The organism is Enterococcus sp. PLH-Efm8 (genome assembly GCF_053011625.1).
On record NZ_CP172569.1, the window covers coordinates 104,644 to 125,760 of the forward strand.

Annotated in this window: 16 protein-coding genes and 6 pseudogenes; 19 read left to right on the plus strand and 3 right to left on the minus strand. The window is 34.5% G+C overall.

Features of this window, described 5'->3' with window-relative positions; all coding sequences use genetic code 11:
• Positions 1 to 316 precede the first annotated feature (316 nt).
• The 6 genes from ACIFUW_RS14425 to ACIFUW_RS14450 all read left to right on the plus strand — a co-directional run bounded on the left by ACIFUW_RS14425 (position 317) and on the right by ACIFUW_RS14450 (position 3,822).
• A complete protein-coding gene (locus ACIFUW_RS14425; protein ID WP_002340505.1) occupies positions 317 to 640 on the plus strand; it encodes a YfbU family protein in 324 nt (107 codons plus the stop codon).
• Between the two features lie 31 nt (positions 641 to 671).
• On the plus strand, positions 672 to 1,352 hold the full coding sequence (locus tag ACIFUW_RS14430; RefSeq protein WP_106914394.1) for an IS6-like element IS1216 family transposase: 681 nt from the start codon (positions 672 to 674) through the stop codon (positions 1,350 to 1,352).
• A 172-nt stretch (positions 1,353 to 1,524) separates the two neighbouring features.
• Positions 1,525 to 1,854 (plus strand): AbrB/MazE/SpoVT family DNA-binding domain-containing protein, encoded by a 330-nt coding sequence (locus ACIFUW_RS14435; protein WP_002292678.1) that lies wholly within the window; start codon positions 1,525 to 1,527, stop codon positions 1,852 to 1,854.
• A complete protein-coding gene (locus ACIFUW_RS14440) occupies positions 1,844 to 2,131 on the plus strand; it encodes a type II toxin-antitoxin system RelE/ParE family toxin (RefSeq protein WP_076713767.1) in 288 nt (95 codons plus the stop codon). Before ACIFUW_RS14435 ends, ACIFUW_RS14440 begins: the two co-directional genes overlap by 11 nt.
• A 284-nt stretch (positions 2,132 to 2,415) precedes the next feature.
• Complete coding sequence (locus ACIFUW_RS14445; protein ID WP_002292680.1) at positions 2,416 to 3,273, plus strand: ParA family protein; 858 nt, start codon at positions 2,416 to 2,418, stop codon at positions 3,271 to 3,273.
• Positions 3,274 to 3,822 (plus strand): hypothetical protein, encoded by a 549-nt coding sequence (locus ACIFUW_RS14450; protein WP_002292681.1) that lies wholly within the window; start codon positions 3,274 to 3,276, stop codon positions 3,820 to 3,822.
• 115 nt (positions 3,823 to 3,937) lie between these two features.
• On the opposite strand, the gene ACIFUW_RS14455 is transcribed toward ACIFUW_RS14450, so the two are convergent.
• Complete coding sequence (locus tag ACIFUW_RS14455; RefSeq protein WP_002297218.1) at positions 3,938 to 5,233, minus strand: ISL3-like element ISEfa11 family transposase; 1,296 nt, start codon at positions 5,231 to 5,233, stop codon at positions 3,938 to 3,940.
• 376 nt (positions 5,234 to 5,609) lie between these two features.
• Between ACIFUW_RS14455 and ACIFUW_RS14460 the strand changes: the two are divergent.
• Both ACIFUW_RS14460 and ACIFUW_RS14465 read left to right on the plus strand, forming a co-directional pair.
• Positions 5,610 to 6,290, plus strand: a pseudogene (locus ACIFUW_RS14460) (IS6-like element ISS1N family transposase).
• A gap of 284 nt (positions 6,291 to 6,574) precedes the next feature.
• Positions 6,575 to 7,762: an IS256-like element IS16 family transposase gene (locus ACIFUW_RS14465; RefSeq protein WP_002296840.1), complete on the plus strand. Its 1,188-nt coding sequence runs from the start codon at positions 6,575 to 6,577 to the stop codon at positions 7,760 to 7,762.
• Positions 7,763 to 8,739: 977 nt separating this feature from the next.
• On the opposite strand, the gene ACIFUW_RS14470 is transcribed toward ACIFUW_RS14465, so the two are convergent.
• Positions 8,740 to 9,693 carry an IS30 family transposase gene (locus tag ACIFUW_RS14470; protein WP_085807902.1) on the minus strand — a complete coding sequence of 318 codons (954 nt, stop codon included), beginning with the start codon at positions 9,691 to 9,693 and terminating at the stop codon, positions 8,740 to 8,742.
• Between the two features lie 464 nt (positions 9,694 to 10,157).
• On the opposite strand from ACIFUW_RS14470, the gene ACIFUW_RS14475 reads away from it, so the two are divergent.
• On the plus strand, positions 10,158 to 10,712 hold the full coding sequence (locus ACIFUW_RS14475) for a tyrosine-type recombinase/integrase (RefSeq protein WP_002290383.1): 555 nt from the start codon (positions 10,158 to 10,160) through the stop codon (positions 10,710 to 10,712).
• A gap of 172 nt (positions 10,713 to 10,884) precedes the next feature.
• On the opposite strand, the pseudogene ACIFUW_RS14480 reads toward ACIFUW_RS14475, so the two are convergent.
• Positions 10,885 to 11,367 (minus strand): annotated as a pseudogene (locus ACIFUW_RS14480) (tyrosine-type recombinase/integrase); the annotation flags it as partial.
• Between the two features lie 2 nt (positions 11,368 to 11,369).
• Between ACIFUW_RS14480 and ACIFUW_RS14485 the strand changes: the two are divergent.
• The 10 genes and pseudogenes from ACIFUW_RS14485 (at position 11,370) to ACIFUW_RS14530 (ending at position 21,113) form a co-directional block, all read left to right on the plus strand.
• Positions 11,370 to 12,317: pseudogene (locus tag ACIFUW_RS14485) on the plus strand (ring-cleaving dioxygenase).
• 270 nt (positions 12,318 to 12,587) lie between these two features.
• Positions 12,588 to 13,035, plus strand: a pseudogene (locus ACIFUW_RS14490) (substrate-binding domain-containing protein); the annotation flags it as partial.
• 3 nt (positions 13,036 to 13,038) lie between these two features.
• The gene (locus ACIFUW_RS14495) at positions 13,039 to 13,872 is read left to right on the plus strand and encodes a LacI family DNA-binding transcriptional regulator (RefSeq protein ID WP_306297425.1); all 834 of its coding nucleotides are present in this window, start codon (positions 13,039 to 13,041) and stop codon (positions 13,870 to 13,872) included.
• A gap of 244 nt (positions 13,873 to 14,116) precedes the next feature.
• A complete protein-coding gene (locus ACIFUW_RS14500; protein ID WP_002338088.1) occupies positions 14,117 to 15,142 on the plus strand; it encodes a LacI family DNA-binding transcriptional regulator in 1,026 nt (341 codons plus the stop codon).
• Positions 15,143 to 15,279: 137 nt separating this feature from the next.
• Complete coding sequence (locus ACIFUW_RS14505; RefSeq protein WP_002290377.1) at positions 15,280 to 15,405, plus strand: hypothetical protein; 126 nt, start codon at positions 15,280 to 15,282, stop codon at positions 15,403 to 15,405.
• Positions 15,406 to 15,429: 24 nt separating this feature from the next.
• Positions 15,430 to 16,545, plus strand: a pseudogene (locus ACIFUW_RS14510) (ABC transporter substrate-binding protein); the annotation flags it as partial.
• An 82-nt stretch (positions 16,546 to 16,627) separates the two neighbouring features.
• Positions 16,628 to 17,524 (plus strand): annotated as a pseudogene (locus tag ACIFUW_RS14515) (carbohydrate ABC transporter permease).
• 15 nt (positions 17,525 to 17,539) lie between these two features.
• Positions 17,540 to 18,364 carry a carbohydrate ABC transporter permease gene (locus tag ACIFUW_RS14520; RefSeq protein ID WP_002350071.1) on the plus strand — a complete coding sequence of 275 codons (825 nt, stop codon included), beginning with the start codon at positions 17,540 to 17,542 and terminating at the stop codon, positions 18,362 to 18,364.
• 31 nt (positions 18,365 to 18,395) lie between these two features.
• Entirely contained in the window at positions 18,396 to 19,706 is a 1,311-nt protein-coding gene (gene melA / locus ACIFUW_RS14525) for an alpha-glucosidase/alpha-galactosidase (protein WP_002329911.1), read from the plus strand.
• 147 nt (positions 19,707 to 19,853) lie between these two features.
• A complete protein-coding gene (locus ACIFUW_RS14530; RefSeq protein WP_002290371.1) occupies positions 19,854 to 21,113 on the plus strand; it encodes an extracellular solute-binding protein in 1,260 nt (419 codons plus the stop codon).
• Positions 21,114 to 21,117: the final 4 nt, after the last annotated feature.

The window sequence follows — 21,117 nt, forward strand, 5'->3', positions numbered from 1 at the left end:
TTTCAGACTCCTTTTTAAGTAAGATTTTGAAGTGTGAGTTACGGGGTCAGAAACTTAAAAGTTTTTGATCCTTTATTTTCAAGTCTGATTTGGCAGCTTTTCGGCAGCTCATTTATTTATGGTCAGAAATAGATGCTGAAATTTTAATCTATTAGCAAATAGTCCAGAACGTATGAAGAGGAGTCGGATATCATTTGTCATTAACACCATAAATATTTATAAAATTCGTGTTCACCTACAATTAAATTTAATATATAATATTCGTTGTAAGGGCTTATAATTTTTTGTTAATGAACAAGATAGGAAGAAACATTTAATGGACAGTTTTCAGAGATTGTCACTAGTAAATCAATTTGAGTTATTGGCTAAATTTGAGGACCAAAACAGATCTTATTATGAAAGAAAAATCGAAATATTGAGAGAAGGTTACGAGTATCATTATGATGATGAAATTTGGAGTGATCTTTCTGAGCCATTTCCGAAAGAAGATTCTCGATTTGTATTAGATGTATTGAACATGTATCGAGATATCAATTTTAGTAAATCAAAGCTAAACTTAGATGAAAACCAAATTACTAATTCATACTATACTCATTTCGGTTCTGTTGCAAAGTTTTCCAAAAAATCTATTTTAGTGTAAAATTGAGAAAAAAGACAGAGAGGGCAGAGTAATGAATCATTTTAAAGGCAAACAATTCAAAAAAGACGTCATTATTGTCGCTGTTGGTTACTACCTGCGTTACAATCTAAGCTATCGTGAAGTTCAGGAATTGTTATATGATCGTGGCATTAACGTTTCTCATGCGACGATTTATCGTTGGGTGCAAGAATATGGCAAACTACTCTATCAAATTTGGAAAAAGAAAAATAAAAAATCCTTTTATTCATGGAAAATGGATGAAACGTACATCAAAATTAAAGGAAAATGGCATTATTTGTATCGAGCCATCGATGCAGATGGTTTAACCTTGGATATTTGGTTACGTAAAAAACGGGACACACAAGCAGCCTATGCTTTTCTTAAGCGGTTAGTGAAGCAGTTTGATGAACCGAAGGTTGTAGTCACAGATAAAGCCCCCTCTATTACAAGTGCCTTTAAGAAACTAAAAGAATACGGCTTTTATCAAGGGACAGAACATCGTACCATTAAATACCTGAATAATTTGATTGAACAAGACCATCGTCCAGTAAAGAGACGCAATAAATTCTATCGAAGTTTACGCACTGCCTCTACCACGATTAAAGGCATGGAAGCCATCCGAGGATTATATAAGAAAACCCGAAAAGAAGGCACTCTCTTCGGGTTTTCGGTCTGTACTGAAATCAAGGTATTATTGGGAATCCCAGCTTAAATCATAGATACCGTAAGGGATTTTATTCTTTATTTAAAACTTTGCAACAGAACTGTTGAAATTTATTCAGCAAGGACGCATTACGAGTCACAGTAATTACTTGTAAATACATTATCTCGTGGTATAATGTATTTACTAAGTAATTACATACTGTTAGAAATGAGGGATTTAAATGATTACAAAAACAAGAAAACAAGGCAATTCAATCATGTTGACAGTACCTAAAGATTTTAATGTTCCTAATGGAGTCGAAGTTGAAGCAAAGTTGGTAGAGAATGGTATTCTTTATGAATTTGTTGAACCACAAAAAGAATTTTATGATTTTAGCGAAGATATTTTGTCTGATATAATTGCAGAAGGCTACGATAAAGATGAGATTCTTGTAGAATTTAAGAATAGAAAAAACAAAATGCATTCTTCCTTTAGAGATATTGCTGAAGATACACTTACTAATTCTAAAGTAATGACTAAAGAGGAGTTGGCAACAGAAATTGGCTTATGAAATCGTTCCTTCAAAACATGTCATTAAGTATTTAAAAAAGCTAAAAGAGAAGCCATTGAAAGAAAAATTTTTGAATTTAATTTATGATGAAATTGCGATTGATCCATATAAGGGTGAACAAAAAACTGGGGATTTATCAGGTATTTGGTCTAGTGGGTTTAAATATGCGGGCACAACATATAGAGTAGCTTACGAGATTATAGAAAACAAGATTATTCCAGTATTGTTATGTGGAACGCATGAAAAATTTTATGAACAGTTGAAAAAATTAATCTAGTGATTTGTTGTCGTTCTTAAGAAGGACGGCTTCTTTTTTATCGAAAATCTGATTCGTCTACATGACTAAAGTCGCGAGTATTCTCTGCTTCTCGATAAATTAAATAACGTCATTACTTTGAGGAAAGCTATAAATCAATATATTTCAGCTTTTCCTTATTTATGTACTACCTTTTCCTTATTAATTATAAGGTAGTACATATATATCTTTTTTTGGTAGTAACTAAAAATAAATATGTTATAATAGTATCAAATGAATATTGCTAAAAGAAAAGAGGTAGGAACGTGGTAGCGAAGAAATATGTAATCGGTAATTTTAAAGGTGGCGTAGGTAAAAGTACGTGCGCGCAAATGTTAGGGTTTGAATCAGCAGTTAATGAAGGAAAAAGAACCTTGATAATTGACTTGGATATGCAAGGAAATACTTCTGATGTGATGAACTTAACGCATATGAACTTCACTAACGAAGAAGGAGGCGGAGAAGGTGAACCGATTGTTTACGAAAATACTGTGACTGACGTGTTGATAAACAATCTTCCACCTAAAGAGGCTGTCTATAAAGTAATCAATAACCTCTATATACTTCCAGCAGACATGTCCTTTGAAATGTATGATGATTGGATCAAAGACCAATATAATGATTCATTATCCCAATTCAAATATATGAAAGAAAAGCTAGAACCATTATTTGATGAGTTTGACGTCATCTATTTAGATGTCCCACCTTCTATTTCTGTATATAGTAAATCCGCGATGTACATTGCGGACTGGGCAATCGTCGTCTTACAGACCCAAGTAAAATCGATGAGAAATGCGATGCAATATCTTGAGTATATGGACTTTTTTGTGAAAGAATTTGATACAAATTTATATGTTGCTGGTGTTATTCCTTTCATGTTGGAAAGCGGTGACGCAGTAGATCAGGAAATGTATAAACAAGCCCAAGAGATTTATGGGGAACATTTGATTAAAAATGTTGTACTCAAAAATGCGCGCTTAAAACGATACGACGGATCAGGTATTACGATGGAGAAGACAAAGAAAGGTCTCTTAAAACAATGGGATCGCAAAAGCCACGAATTATTTATCAGTATTTTGAAAGAATTGGAAGAACACGAGAATTGGTATGCGGAGGTGGAGTAATTGGCTGACATCAAAGGACTTGATATTTTTGGGAACAATAAAGGACTCGCCAAAATAAAAAAAGAAGCAGAAGCAAAGAAAAAGCAGCAAGCAATTACACCATCTGAAAATAAGCAATTAGAAGTGCACCAAGTTCAAGAAATAAAAACTTCCTCCAATGTTGAAAGACAGAGTAGAGGAAGAACAAAAAAAGTTGGCGCACCAATCAGAAAGTTTGATAAGGTTTATTCCACCAAGCATCCTTTAAAACTGTCGACTTTGTTAAATGCGACTTCCAGAGTTTTAGTAGAAAAGTATGAGACTAATATGACAAGAGATGAATTGCTTAGAAAAGCTTTAGATGAGTATATTAAACAGAATCTTACGCAAGAAGATAAGCAAGATTTGTTTAATGACGTGGTGAAAGAACTAGACTTGTTCAGAGAAAAATATCCAATTGTTCCAGAATTAGATGATCGTGGAGAAATAATAAGAACTACCAGTCAGATAAAACAAGATACCGAAGACTCACTGCGCAAAGGGTGGGGAATGAATAATAAAGTTAGATAATAATCAAAGAAGAACTAAGTAACTACCTTTAAAGGCTCTTTGTCAATAAGGACTGATGAGTTGTGCAAAATCAAATCTGAGTCAGAATGAACCACATTCTGGCTCAGATTTTTTGTTATCTTACATTGATTAATTGATTGATCAAAAAGATTCTAATTCTCATGTTCTCAAATGATTTAAATCCGTAGGATACTCGTTTCATTGTCTTTATGTGGGTATTCTTCGCTTCTATTTTTCCATTGGAATAAGGATAGATCATTGCGTTGGTGATGCCTTCTTCATAGGTCAGAAGGTTTTGAAGCTTTTCCCGAAAGCTGTCATCTAACGTTTCGGGAAGTTCTGCCAATAAGGAGAAAAATAAGTCAGGGTCTTTGTCTCGAAAGGCTTCAACTAATTCATGAAAAAAGGGATACGCCTCCTTTAGGGGCGGAGAAAACTCAAGCAATCGATCAATCATCATTGCTTCAGTAAGAAATGGGTATTTTGGTGCTCGGAAACTTTTCCATGTTTTGTATTCATAATGGTTGATGTTTGCACGATTTTTTAGCAAAAAGCGCCAGTTCTTTTTCAGTTTTTCTGCCTGGCTTTTCTGTCCGGCTTTACGAAGTTCATTCATTTCACGGATACGCAACTCATTGAACGCTTGATTCATGTGTTTGACAATATGAAACCGATCAATCACGACTTTCGCATTTGGCAGAACACGTTTGGTGAGCTGGAAGTAGGCGGCGTTCATGTCTGTCACCAAGAATTCTACTTCTTCTGGATTGGTACAACCTAAGAAATAGCTTGTTAATCGAGGTAATTTACGCGTAGGCAAAACATCTATTAATTTTCCTGTTTCGCCATCCGCGCAAATAAAGCTCATCTTATCTTCTATGGAAGCATGCGAACGAAATTCGTCAACCATCAATACTCTGGGGAGGATCTTCTTAGATTGCTTTGGTAAATAGCTTTTAAACTCTTTCAATGTACGAATAACGGTGGTCAAAGATACCTGACAGCTTTTCGCAATAAAAGATAAAGATACTTTTTCAGTCAGTAAAGAAGCAATTTTATATCTAACATGATTTGCGATTGAATGTCTGGGTTGGACAAAATAACTTTGAGCCGTCCAATGGGTGCGACAGTTTTTACAGGTATAGCGTTGCTTTTTTAGGCGCATAACCAAAGGCATATGATTGTATTGTTCAAAACGGACAATCGTTTCCTTTTTTCCATTTTTCACTATAATTGCTTTCCCGTTTCCATCTACCACAGTAGAACCACAACTTCTACAAGCACGAGGAGTAGGCGAGAGAACAGCATCGACGACCAACGTCTTTTTCTTCTGAAGGGTCTCGTAAGAGACCTCTGTAATCATCAAATCTTTCTCTGTTATTCTCAGCATTTTTTTGATAGAATCATTCATATAGCGTATCGTCCTCTCAGTTGTTTATTTTGTGGTGATTTAATCATACTAGAGAACGATATGTTTTTTAATACCTAAAATGAAAATGGGGCTGAAGAATCAATTCTGATTCATCAGTCCCATAAATTATAGAGCCCCTTTAAACGGTAGTTACTTAGTTCTTCTTTGATTTGCGTGAAATAGAGGGGATTTATTTTTCTGGTTACGTGATTAAAAAATCCAAAAAATGAGCATAGGAACGGTTATGATTTTAGGGTGTGTTTTAATGAGATATTGTGATTTCATTAACAAGTGTATGATAATCGGTTCTTTTGCAAAGTTTTCCAAAAAATCTATTTTAGTGTAAAATTGAGAAAAAAACAGAGAGGACAGAGTAATGAATCATTTTAAAGGCAAACAATTCAAAAAAGACGTCATTATTGTCGCTGTTGGTTACTACCTGCGTTACAATCTAAGCTATCGTGAAGTTCAGGAATTGTTATATGATCGTGGAATAAATGTTTGTCATACTACGATTTATCGTTGGGTGCAAGAGTACAGCAAAGTCCTCTATTATCTTTGGAAGAAGAAAAATAGACAATCCTTCTATTCATGGAAAATGGACGAAACCTATATCAAAATTAAGGGACGTTGGCATTATCTTTATCGTGCAATTGATGCGGACGGCTTAACCTTAGATATCTGGTTACGAAAGAAACGGGATACGCAAGCAGCCTATGCTTTCTTAAAACGACTCCATAAACAGTTTGGTGAGCCGAAAGCAATTGTGACCGATAAAGCACCTTCTCTTGGCTCCGCCTTTAGAAAGTTACAGAGTGTGGGTTTATATACTAAGACAGAGCACCGAACTGTGAAGTATATGAACAATTTAATAGAACAAGACCATCGACCTATTAAACGACGAAATAAATTTTATCAAAGTCTCCGTACAGCCTCTTCCACGATTAAGGGCATGGAGACCATTCGAGGAATATATAAAAAGAACTGAAGAAATGGAACGCTCTTCGGCTTTTCGGTGTCTACTGAAATCAAGGTATTAATGGGAATAACAGCCTAAGATATTTGGAGTTCAGAGAGGGCGCGTTTGATTTTCAAACTTCGCAACAGAACCCATTAGCAATATATAAAAGAAGGTATCAAGAGTCACAGTGAATTTATTCCGAAAAGTGAAAAGAGCAAATATAAAATTTAATAAAAATAAGAACTAAATAGGAAAACGTAGACGTAATTTTCGATTACGTCCATATAATTGTGTAAAAGTGAAGCATCAAAAAAGCCATTGATCTCAGTTAGGAGTACAATGTTTTTTGCAGAAAACATACTCGAATAGGACTGATATCAATGACTCAAGTACATTTTACTTTTGAAAGCGAAGAAATTCAAGCAATTATAAACGAAAGCGGTGCGAATGATACCGCAAAAACACTTATGACTATCATGTTTAATCAGCTGATGGAAGAACAACGAAATCAATATATTCAGGCAAATGCCTATGAACGTTCAGAAGAACGGCAATCACAAAGAAATGGTTACTACGATCGTTCGTTTACAACTCGAATTGGTACGTTAGAACTTCATGTTCCACGAACCAGAGACGGTAAGTTTAGTCCTACTATCTTTGAAAGATATCAGCGAAGCGAAAAAGCTTTGATCGCTGCCATGATTGAAATGGTCATTTCTGGTGTCTCCACTCGCAAAGTAACTAAAACAGTTGAACTGCTAACGGATGGTGCGACTGTTTCTAAATCATTCGTTTCAAATCTGATGAAACAGTTGGATCCATTTGTTTTTGAGTGGAGAAACCGGAGCCTAGAAGGCTCGGAATATCCATTTTTCATGTGTGATGCCCTGTATATGAAAGTAAGGGAAAATCATCGTATTGTCTCAAAAGGTGTATATATTGGTATCGGCATTGATTCTGATGGACGACGTACGATTCTTGGTTTTGATGTTCAAGACGGCGAATCGGAAGATAATTGGGATACCGTTTTTCAATCGTTCGTTCAACGAGGTTTGTTCGGTGTAAAACTGGTCATTTCTGATGCACACAAAGGGTTAGTTAAGGCTGTTCGCAAGAACTTTTTAGGTGCGAGCTGGCAAAGATGCCAAGCCCACTTTTTGAGAAATATTTTTGATAAGCTGCCAAAGAAAGTTTCTTCTGATGTAAAAGACGAGTTGAAGAGTATCTTTAAAGCCTCTGAACTTGAATTGACACGTGAAAGAAAAGAGCACTTCTTGGAAAAATATGGTTGTGATTCAAAATTAAGTGCTGCTTGCGACATTTTAGAAAACGGCTTTGAAGATGCTATTCAAATTTTGTCTTTTCCTGAAAATATCCGCCGAAGGATTCGTACAACCAATGTGTTGGAACGGTTGAACGAAGAGATTCGCCGGAGAGAACGAGTGATTCGGATTTTTCCAAATATCAATTCCATCACTCGGATAATTGGAACACTTTTGATGGAAAAAGACACTGAGTGGCTGGCTTCTCCACGAAAATATTTAGAATTTAATTCGAATAACATTTAGCACCATGAACCTGTGCGAGTCTCTTCTTTCTGAGGAGAGACATCAAGAGTCGCTGCGCTACTGCTCCTGACCTCTCTCCTCAGAAAGAAAGGCATGGCAGTTAGGTTCACAACGCAAAACATTGTGCTTTTGATGAGGTTGAACTTTTACACAAGATTGTGGACTTGACTTAATTTTCTACGTTTTCCTTTTCATATATATTAAATATTACGGAAAATTATATAAACTAATTTAGTGTTTTGTTTGTAATTCCTAATTTTGCTCCACTTTTAGATAATTTTTAGGTCTATTTAACTCATTAGACATTCTATGCTCATTTTTCTCCAAATTTGTTTCAACTCTTTCGTACTTAATTTTGCGTATTTGAAAATTCTTCTTTTAGAGTACTTTTATTACGATACTAGTATGATATATATCTACAGCAAACAGTTAAAATCTTCCTAAAATAAGCGAATAGCATTCCTAAAACCTATAAAATTTTTAGATGAAGCGACAAGTGGACAATTAATAAACTACTTGAACATGAAATTATGGATCACCTTTCAAATTTAGAAAATGGAATTCTTATACTTATTGCGCAACATTTATTGATTGCAAAATTATGTGACAAAAAGAACTAGTAGAAGAAGGAATAATGGCTTGATAATAAAGTACTACCTATTAAAGGTAGTACTTTATTTAATTTAGTATAAATTAACATACTACTATATTTTAGGTTTCATATTATATAAATTAATAATATACTACCATTTGTTGGTAGTATAATTTAAAGGTAATAAGTTATTCTTTTATTACTATGTTTGGGTTTTATAGCAAAGAAAGTTTAATAAGAGTTTGGACCTAGCAAACAATATTAATGAGGTCATTAAATCTTATTATCTTTAGTGATATAATGAAATATCTACACGACAAAATTATGATCTTGCGTAAAGTTATAAAATATTAATAAAAATATTTTATTAATATTATTTGTCAAATTAAGCGAGACAAAACTTTCCATTTACGTAACTCAAAAAAACTTCTAATGGTGTTTGGTAATTTAGTGATTTTCTAGGGATATGGTTTCTTTTGGACGCAACGGATGAGATGAATCCTTGATTGACTTGGTTGAAGTCCATTTCTTTTGGTAGTCCATTTTTTCGGAGGAGTCCGTTTGAATGTTCATTTAATCCCCGTTGGGAAGGCGTTCCTGGGTTTGCGAAATAAATATCAATATCATTCGTATTACTAATACTTTTCCAATTAGAGAATTCTTTTCCACAATCAAAGGTAATTGATTTGAAAAGATTTTTGGGTACGGATTGAAGCCATTCATTAATCGAATTTTCAATATCAACTGCCTTACGGCCTTCTGGTTTCAAGGCGATAATGGCTTTTGAAAGTCGCTCAACGAGTGTGATGATGGCACTTTTATGGTGGATGCCGACAATCGTATCACCCTCTAAATGTCCAAATTCTTCTTCGAAAACGACATAATCTTTTTTACGTTCAGAAATATTTCTTTTGAATGCCTGTTTTCCACGTTTTTCCTTATAACCATTTGGTTTTCGTTTTCCTTGCATCGGTAAATGTAAAACATTGAATTCTCCCATCTTAAACCGGCGATAGAGGGTACTTACTGAACAAGAGAAGGTTCGCTCTGCACGGCCAATAATGACGTCTGGGGTCCAACCTTCAGTTGATCTTTTTTCAATGTATTCTTTTTCCTCAGCAGGAAAAATGATTTCGGTTCTCCCACAACGTCGCTTATTTTCTTTGTATTGTTCAAAGTATTCAAGTGCTGTTCCACCACATTTGAGAAAGTTATAGACATTGTAAATTGTTTGGCGTCCACGTTTAAGCTGCTTCGCAACGATAGCAACCGGAGTTTCTTGATGAAAATATGCTTCTATCATTACAAGCTCGTTTGGTGTAAGATGGGTATAAGTCATTTATGTTCACTCTCCTTGTATGCTTTAGCGGGTATTACAATTTGAGTGTAACATAAATGGCTTTTTTATTTGTCTCGCTTAATTATACAAACGGCGTAATGAAAAGTTTGGTAGCACGGTTATTCATATGCTAATTTATTTCACTTTATAGTAAGGGGAGTTCTTAGTATATTGTTCAAACTTAAATTTCATATAATTTAATTATGTAAATTAGCTATTCTAAGAACTTCTACGGATAACTGCCCGTCTAAAATTTAAATAAGAGCTTAGAATCTTCATATAAGTAAGGTTAATTTTTTTGTACAAAAAAGTCGGAATATTCTGAGTTACTGAAATGATATAAAATCATAAACTAAATCCCTTGATTTTATTGACTTTCAAAAGTTTATATATATAAGTTAATGATTATGGTAAAATATATACATAATCATTAACTCAGAATATTTTTAAGAAGGGAAACAATAGTGAGCTATAATGTACAACCGTTAAGGACAAATGAAGAGATACAAGATTTTCAGTTTTGGCTAAGAAGAACAAGTAATCCGGAAAGAGATAGTTTTTTATTTTTGTTTGGAATCAATAATGGGTTACGTATGTCAGATATTATAGGATTAAAAGTTGGAGATATACGAGGCAAAAGTAAGCCTATTATTGTTGAACATAAAACAGGTAAGCGAAAACCGATTTTTATAGATAATTTGAGAGAAGAAATTTTATTATATACTGAAGGTAAAGAAGAAAATGATTGGTTATTTCCGAGTCGGCAACAAGGTCGACATATAACAAGGGATCGTGTCTATCAGATATATGCAGATATAGCAGAAAAATTAGGACGAGATGATATAGGAACACATACATTAAGAAAAACTTTTGGGTATCACTACTACAAGAAAACTAGAGACATTGCTACCTTAATGTTTATTTTTAATCATAGCTCGCAAGCAATTACAAAAAGGTACATTGGTATAACTGAAGATGAAATAGGAGCATCACTTCGTGGATTTAAACTAGGTGTATAATTTAAAAATTTTTATAAACAGTAAAGACAAAGATTAAAAGCTATTTTTATCTAGAACGATTTTATTTCATAAAGTTCGCGGAATAAAAGCTGGGGTTACTGGTACTTGGTATAGGTTCGTGTTATATAAACTAAGTAATTAAATAACATTTTTAGGTTGGAAAAGGATGAAATTAAAAAAAGAGAATCAATACGGTCTCAAAAACGCAAACGCTGCGGAATAAGAAAAATACTGATAACTCAACGTTTAGCAGACTATCTAATAGGGATAGTCTGCTTTTTTCGTTTTTGACCATACTTTTGACCTTCTGCAAACTTCCTTGCTTTTCCTCTGTAGAACTCATGAAATCTGCAAAACGAATTGCCGTTTCCTCTGTCTGCTTTTTCGCGATATGGGTGTATATATCATCCATAGTGGTTTTAATATCTGTATGTCCAAGTCGAACATACACTTCTTTGACAGACGCACCAGATTCAAAGAGCAGACTACAATGGGTATGACGAAAACCATGAAGTGTGATATGTTTTAAGTTATTCTCTTTAATGATGATTTTCAAATTGTGATTTACATAGTCTAAATAAAGGGGCTTATTTTCTTCTGATGAAAACAAAAGTTGTTCACCATCTTTTATAGGTTTGATTCTCATTTTTAGATATTATGCCCGCACGTATTCATCACATTTCTATTGTGAATCGCTTTATTCGACCGACATTTGACTTTTATCATAATATACTCGGTTTAAAATTACTAATGAAAACAATTAATCAAGACGATCATACCATGTATCACCTGTTTTTTTCAGATAATCACCACCGTGTGGGAACTGAACTGACTTTTTTTGAAGTACAAGAAGGGAACAACCAGTTTTTTGGAACCAATACGATTGAACGAACGATACTAAAAGTTCCTTCCGAAGCATCATTGCATTTTTGGGAAATATATTTTGAAACACAAGGCGTTTGCCATTATGGAATCGAATCATTTTCTGGACGACCTATCTTACGTTTTGAAGGGCCAGATGCAACACGATTAGCTTTAGTTCCCTTACGCGAATTTGAAGATATTGATGATTATTTCCCGTATGTCACAGACCAGATCCCTACAGAGCATGCCATTTTAGGAATTGATGCCATTCAACTACGCGTACAATATTCCGATGCGACTGAACGAGAGTTATTGTCGGTAGGCTGGTAGCACAAAGAATACGTCAGTTTCTTTTCGGGTCATCAACGAGTGACAATCTTAGAAAATCAAGACACTCAGTTCTATCAAGAAGTTCAGATTATTCAAGATCGTGAGAATCCAGTTGCCATTGAAGGGATTGGTAGCGTCCATCATGTTGCGTTTGGCGTAGAAAATAAATCTGATTTACAACGCATCGACAAACAATTACAAGAGCGCAATTTTATAAATTCAGGAATAAAAGATCGTGAATTTTTTGTATCACTTTATTATCGTGACCCAAATCAATTATTGATTGAAATTGCTACAGGGGAAGGAAACCTAGATGCAAAAGCGTATGAAAATCAAAGTCCACGCTTTGAAGAAATTCCTTTATTTTTACCGCAGTACTTAAATTTCATTCGTGAACAAGTGGAGCAATAATTAGCTAATCAAATCCATGACGAAGAGTAAGAGGTTGACTCATAAGTCAAAAAATAAAGAAAAACGCATCAAATCCATTCTAAAGAATGTTGATTTGATGCGGTTCCTATTTTTATAAACTATCATTTTCGACTAATAAAACTACTTATGAGTCAGCCTCTCTTTTTTTCTTGATTTTTATACCTCTTTCTAGGTAAACTAAACATCTGCCAAAAATACCGTGTCTCATTGAAACATTCTCAACTATTTCAAAATAAAGGGGAGTACCAAATGAACGAGTATATTGAAATTATCCACGCAAGAGAAACAACTTAAAAATGTCAGTCTCAAAATTCCCAAAAATAAAATTAGTATTTTTACCAGCGTATCTGGTTCAGGAAAATCATCGATTGTTTTTGATACTATTACCCAAGAAGCTGGTCGTCAACTGAATGACACCTATGATAGTTTTACCCGTTTATTTTTACCTAAATACAGTCGTCCAGAGGTTGATGAGATTGATAATCTTTCTACGGCGATTGTGGTCAATCAAAAGAAGATTGGTGGCAGTGCGCGCTCAACGTTAGGGACGATTACTAACATCAATGCGTTATTTCGTGTGTTGTTTTCATGTTTTGCAACACCTAGTTTAGGATATGCAAATGCTTATTCATTTAATGATCCTAGTGGAATGTGTTCTGTCTGTCAGGGAATCGGTAAGACGATTGCATTTTTAATAGGATTGCTTTATTTTTCGGCTATTGATAATGCTGATTTTGTATTTTCTGATCCATTTACCGCAGAAGTTTTGTCTGGAATTGAGGAACAGGCAAAGAATCATGGTTATTTTGTATTGGTGCATAATGTTAATTCAGCAGAAGATGTTAAAACTATTCAGAGAAATTGGCGTTTTGAGGGGTTCATTGTTGTTGGTGTACGTGTAAAAGAATTTTTGGAATTAAATAACGTTTTTGATGGTCCTGTTGTTTATATTGATACGCATCTTTCAAAAGAGACATTAAGAGAACTTGAACAACAAATGAATCGTTTATTTGTAAATACAAATGATTACCAAGCTAGTACATTGGCAGTGGAACATTTGATTCATTATGGTCATGAGAAAATAGCGTTTCTTTCTTTTGACTACATTGTAGGTGAACCAAGTGTTATTCAAGAACGACATCAAGCTTATATCGATACATTAAAGAAATATCATTTAACCTTTAAATCGCATTGGATATATAACAACTCTGAATTTGAGCGAATTTATCAAGAATTAGCTGAATTTACTGCAATTGTTGTTACTGGAGATTATTTAGCGGCTAAATTAGTAAAATTTTTAAAAAATAAGAATAAACGAGTGATGGAACAATTATCGATTATTGGATTTGATGATATTACTTTTGCAGAATTAATGGATCCTGCGTTGACAACAATACGACTAAATCCAGGTAACAAGGGGGCGATTGCTTTTCACCAACTGATTGGACTGGCCAAACAAGAAGAAATAAAAAATCAAGTACTACTATTAGAGGGAGAATTGATTTCTCGAGACTCTGTTCACAAAATCAAATAAAAAAGCTCTGTGAAATAAGTATAGTTAACAATAAAATATCCGAACGATAGAGAGAATGAACTGTGATCTAGCAGTTCCTCGTCGCAAATTCACTAGAATTAGCATTATTTACTCTAAATTGTTCGGATATTTTTTCTTGTTTTTAATTATGATTACAGTGCCTATTTTTAACGAAATTTGCTTATTTTCAAAATGTATGATTATATGTTAGTAAACACTTTCAAATATGAAAAGAGGAGCTATTATGGTAGGAATTAGGGATGTTGCAAAACGGGCGGGTGTGTCCATTGCAACAGTATCGCGCGTGCTAAATGAGGATCCGACACTTTCAGTAACCGATGAAACCAAACGAAAGATTGCAGAATCGGTTAATTTTTATCATTATGTCAAAAAAAGTCCCGTTGCAAAAAATTTAACAAATATTGCATTAATAACGACAGTTTCTGAAGTAGATGAGTTGGAAGATCCCTATTTTCGAACGATTCGCAGAGGGATTCAAGTCGAAGCAGAACAAAGCAAAGTCAATTTGAAGAAAATTATTCGTTTGTCAGAAACACCGTTGGAGCAAGACGATTTGCTAAAATGTCAAGGTGTGTTGATTATTGGGCAGGTGCTATCTTCTGTGATTGAAGAAGTATCAGCAATTAATTCGAATGTCGTAGTGATTGATGACCCTAGTATTGAAGCTGAAGTAGATGCAGTTTATACTGATTTAACAAAAGCAACGAATCAGCATTTAGATCGATTGTATAAAAAAGGACACCGAAACATTGCGTTTATCGGAGGAGGACGTGTTCGTTTAGATAGCCAAGGAAATAAACACGTGTCAGATGATGATTATCGAAAAATAGCCTATGAGACGTGGATGAAACAAAAAGGATTAGAAAAATATAGTCAAATTTATTTAGAAGGCTGGACCACACTTGACGGAATGCAGGCAGCAGATTTACTTTTGAAAAAACATGCTAAAGATAAGTTGCCGACTGCTATCATGGTAGGAAATGATCCTATTGCTGTGGGGGTTTATCGTTCACTTCAAAAAAATGGTCTACATATTCCAGAAGATATTTCGATTGTGAGTTTTGATAATATTGAAGTTGCTGAATTTTTAACACCTGCATTAAATACGGTGAATGTGAATACAGAAGAAATTGGAAAACTAGCAGTTCGCATGGTTAATGAACGAATAAAAGAAGTTAGAAATGTTTCGATCAAAGTGATTGTTTCTAATAATATTATTGTTAGAGAAAGTGAAAAAAATATCGATTAAAAAAGTAAACATCCAAAAAAGGGTGTTTACTTTTTTGTTTACTAATATTTTTAGTAAAAAATCTCGACAAAACATTAAGCAAACAGTTATGGTGTTGTTAACAAAAAGAAAACGCATTCAAAACAGGAGGAATTAAGATGAAACATTTCAAAAAAATAGCTTTAACAGGGATAGCTGTTTTAACTGGGACATTACTCGCAGCATGTGGTGGGGGAGATAGTAATTCTAAAGACGGGCAAGTAACTTTAAGCTATGCGAGTTGAGATACTGACCAAGCTCCAGGACTAAGAAAAATGTTAGATGAATTTGAAAAACAAAATCCTGATATCAAAGTAGAAATGGAGACAACGCCTTGGGATCAATATTGGGTTAAATTAGAAGCTGCAACAACGGGAGGTAATATGCCAGATGTAGTAACCATGCACTCTAGCGAATCCTATAAATATATGTCACAGAATGCTTTGATGGGACTTGATGATGTTATCAAAGAAAATGATATTGACATGGGAAACTTTACTGAAGGAATTGCTGATTTCTATACGCTTGAAGACGAACTATACGCAATCCCTAAAGATGCTTCTGTAGTGGGGCTATGGTACAACAAAGAATTATTTGATAATGCAGGTGTCGATTATCCAGATGAAACATGGACATGGGAAACACTCAGACAAGCTGCAATTGATTTAACAGATGAATCAAAAGGCATCTATGGTTTTGCATCACATATTGGAACAGAGACTGGCTACTGGCCATTTATTTATCAAAATGGGGGAGAAGTATTTGCCGATGACAATACAAAATCAGGTTTGAATACCCCAGAAGCACAAGAAGCTTTAGCTTTTTATCGAGATATTGCACTTGTTGATCATGCTTCACCAACAATTACAGAATTACAAGATCCTGATAAGTTAAGTCGTTTTCAATCAGGTAGATTAGCAATGATGATTGAAGGAAACTGGTTTGCACCGGGATTTTTGAAAAATGACTATCTAGTTGAAAATGTTGCTTCTGCCGTGTTACCTAAGGGAAAAGTTAATGCAACAATTACAAATGGACTTGGTTGGGCTGCCAGTGCGAGTACAAAATACCCAGAAGAAGTGAAAAAACTAATGGCATTTTTAGCTAGTGAGGACGCCAATAAAATCCAAGCGGAAACGGGGGCATCAATCCCAGCACTAAAAGGCTTTGAAGACGAGTGGGCTGCTTCTTCAGATACAATTGATTTGAGTGCTTTTGGAAAAATGTTGGAGTATGGAGTCCCTCGTCCATACAATAAAGATGGATTACGAGCTGAACAAGCAGAAGTTCAAATTATTAACCGTATTCTGTCTGGTGAAGTAACTGTTGAAGATGGAACCGCTCAAATTGAAAAAGAAGTCAATGCGATATTGAGCGGAAATTAAATTAGTTAATTATACAATATACAGGCGAAAGGATTCTATTTCGTCTGTATATTAATGGATGAATACCAAAAAGGGGGATATTATGAAAAATCGAATTTTTGGAAAATATCGTAAAGATCAAGTGATATGGGGCTATATTTTTATTTTTCCAACGGCATTAGGATTAATTTTATTAAATATATGGCCAGCAATTCAAACAGCAATTTTAAGTTTTCAAAAAACGGTAGGGTTCGGTGATACTGAATGGGTCGGATTAAGAAATTACCAAAAAATGTTTGCAGACGGTGAAGTTTTTCAGTCTTTATTAAACACATTAATTTATGCAGTGGTTTCGATACCTAGTATTGTTGTATTATCCTTGTTGGTGGCAGTTTTAATGAATAGAAAAGTTAAAGGATTGTCGATTTATCGGACAATTTATTTTCTACCAGTCGTTGCTGCACCATCCGCAGTCGCAATGATTTGGCGCTGGATGTTCAATAATGATTATGGACTGATTAATAACATGTTGGCTAAAATAGGTCTCGATGGACCAGCATGGTTAACGGATCCATCGATTGCGATTTATTCTATTATCATTGTAGGAGTTTGGAGTGCTATTGGTTATAACATGGTGTTATTACTAGCCGGCTTATAAGAAATTCCTAAAGATTATTATGAAGCAGCGGAAATTGATGGTGCTAGTCCAATCCAGCAGTTTTTCAACATTACGTTACCATTAGTTACACCAACATTATTTTTTGTAGTTGTAACAACAGTTATCAATGCTTTCCAAGTATTTGATGTTATTTTTATGATGATTACTCCTAATAGTACCGCCATGTTTAAATCACAATCATTAGCCTATTTATTCTATAAACATTCATTTATTTTAAATGACAAGGGATATGGTTCGGCAATCGTTATGTTCCTTTTAGTGATTATATTAATTATTACTGCAATTCAAATGAAGTTGCAGAAAAAGTGGGTAAACTATTAAGGAGGCTATCAAATTATGAAAAATAAATTTTTTTCAAATGCGCCAATCCATATCATGCTTATTTTAGGTGGTATTGCAATGGCATTACCTTTTATTTGGATGATTTTAACTTCAGGGAAAACGTTGGTTGAATCTACCCAAATTCCACCTACAATTTTCCCTGAGAAATTTCAGCTAAGTAACTATCAACAAGTACTTGATTTATTACCATTCATGGCTTTTTATATCAATACATTTTTAATGGTTGTTGGACGAGTGATTGGCTCGGTTTTATTTTCAGCAATGGCTGCATATGCTTGTGCGCGTCTAAGTTTTCCAGGGAAAAATATCCTTTTCAGCTTAGTACTTATTCAAATGATGATTCCCGGTTCCATTTTTATTACTCCACAGTATTTATTAGCACAAAAATTGGGTATTTTAAATACAATTCCAGCATTAATATTACCAGGGGTAGTTAGTGCGTTTGGTACGTTTTTATTAAGACAATTTTTCTTAGGTTTACCTGATGAATTGGAGGAAGCGGCCTATTTAGAAGGTGCCAATATTTGGACGATCTTTTTCAAAATTATGTTGCCGCTTGCTAAATCAGGATTGGTTGCACTTGGAATATTCACAGCGTTGTTTGCATTTAAAGATTTAATGTGGCCATTGATTGTCAATACTTCAATTGATAAGATGCCTTTAGCTCCGGGATTAGCAAACTTACAAGGACAATATGCCACGAACTTCCCACAATTAATGGCAGGTTCGTTATTAGCAATTTGGCCAATAGTTGTGATATTCATCGTTTTCCAAAGAAAATTCATTGAAGGAATTGCTACAACAGGTAGTAAATTATAAAACTATTAATTAGTGATTGGAGAGTAAGTACATGACAAAAATTACATTTATTGGTGCAGGAAGTACTATTTTTGCAAAAAACGTATTAGGCGATGCGATGTTAACTCCAAGTCTACAAGATGCACATATTGCATTGTACGATATTGATGAAAAACGACTAAAAGAATCAAATTTAATGCTTAAAAATATTAATAAAAATTCGAATGAAAATCGTGCTGATATTGTTTCTTATTATGATCGCAAAGAAGCGTTAAGAGAGGCTGATTTTGTTATCAATGCTATTCAAGTGGGTGGTTATAAACCTTCAACAGTGATTGATTTTGATATTCCTAAAAAATATGGGTTGCGACAAACTATTGGTGACACCATGGGGATTGGTGGGATTTTTAGAACCCTACGGACACTACCAGTAATGTTAGACTTTGCTAAAGAAATGGAAGAAGTTTGTCCAAATGCTTGGTTATTGAACTATACAAATCCGATGGCGATGTTAACCATGGGTGTTTTAAAAGCGACGAGTATTAAGACTGTTGGTTTATGTCATAGCGTTCAAGTATGCGTACCAGAATTGTTTGAGCATTTAGGAATAGCCGATCAATATGACTTAAATGACTTTCAATGGAAAATTGCAGGCATTAATCATATGGCATTCTTGTTGGAAATTACAAAAAATGGGGAAGATTTCTATCCAACAATTCGTCAGTTAGCTGCAGAAAAACCAAATCCACATCCAGATTCTGTACGTTTTGAATTGTTGAAACGTTTTGGTTACTATATTACAGAATCAAGTGAACACAATGCAGAATACCATCCATACTTTATTAAATCAAAATACCCAGAATTGATTGACGAATTAGGGATTCCGTTGGATGAATACTTACGTCGTTGTGAACAACAAATTAATGATTGGGAAAGCATGCGAGAGGACATTGTAAATAATGGGGAGTTAACACATACGAGAAGCCGTGAATATGCTTCATATATCATGGATTCTATTACGACAGGAACTCCGTCAGTGATTGCAGGAAATGTCTTAAATAAAGGCTTAATCACAAACTTACCGACAGATGTTTGTGTGGAAGTACCTTGTTTAGTCGATAAAAATGGCGTGCAACCAACCTATGTCGGTGAATTGCCAACACAATTAGCTGCTTTAAATCGGACGAATATCAATGTTCAAGAACTGACAGTAGAAGCCGCTTTAACACTAGATAAATCAAAAATTTATCAAGCAGCGTATTTAGATCCACATCTATCATCTGAATTGTCTTTAACAGATATCAAAAATTTAGTGGATGATTTAATCGAAGCACATGGGGACTATTTACCTGAATATAATTAAAAAGAAGCTGAAAGAGTAAGGAATTTTCAATTCCTTACTCTTTTCTTAGTTAAATTTAGTAAAAATATTGACAAAACACTTAGTAAACAGTTACATTAGTGTTAACAAAAAGAAAACGCATTCAAATTGTATAAGGAGGAGCATAAAATGAAGTGGTCTAAAAAAATTATTTTAGCTTGTATAGCACTAGGAGCAACGATCTCTTTGACTGCTTGTGGAAAAAATCAGGAAGATGCAAGCGGTAAGGTAGAAATAGAGTTTTTTAATCAAAAAAAAGAAATGACTCAAACGATTCAGGAGATTGCTAAAGATTTTGAAGCAAAAAACCCTGATATTCATGTAAAAGTTGTGGATGTACCGAATGCTGGTGAAGTAATTAAAACACGTATGCTTGCAGGCGATGTACCAGATGTCATTAATCTTTATCCTCAAAGTATAGAATTGAAAGAATGGGCGAAAGCTGGTTATTTAGAGGACTTAACCGAAGAACCGTATTTAGAGAATATCAAAAATGGATATGCACAACGTTTTGCTATTGAGGATCGTGTATATAGCATACCATTAACCGCTAATGTCTATGGTTTTTACTATAACAAAACTGCTTTTGAGGAAATGGGGATTCAAGCACCAGAAACTTGGGCAGAATTTGAAAAAATAGTAGCTGAGATTAAAGATCAAAACAAAGTACCGTTTGCGATTGCAGGAGCAGAAGGCTGGACTTTAAATGGTTATCACCAACTAGCTATAGCGACTGCTGCTGGTGGTGAAGAGGAAGCGAACAATGTTTGGCGTTTCTCAGAAGTTAATGGAATTAATGCTGAAAGCAAAGAAATGCAAAAAGATTTTAATCGATTAGATTTGTTAAGAGAACCAAAAGCTTTGCAAAACAACTGGCAAGGTGCCGGTTATAACGATACAGTAGTTACTTTTACAAAAGGTGATGCGTTGATTATGCCGAATGGTTCATGGGCAATGCCGATGATTCATTCACAAAATCCAGATTTTGAAGTAGGAACTTTTCCTTTTCCAGCAGATGAAGCAGGTCAAAGTCTAACGATTGGCGCAGGAGACCTAGCCTTATCAGTTTCTGCAACTTCTCAACATAAAGAAGAAGCCAAACGTTTTGTAGAATATATGACAACACCTGAAGCGATGCAGAAATATTATGATGTAGATGGTGCACCGTGTGCTGTTGAGGGCGTTATCGAGAATACTCAGGATTCACCATTAAGTGGTTTAACTGAACTTGCTTTTACTGATCGTCATTTAGTTTGGTTAGCCAAAGATTGGAATAGTGAAAATGATTTTTATACCTTAACAACAAATTATTTACACAATGGCAATCAAAAAGCCATGATTAACGCATTAAATGCTTTCTTTAATCCAATGAAAGCTGACGGAAGGTAGGAAA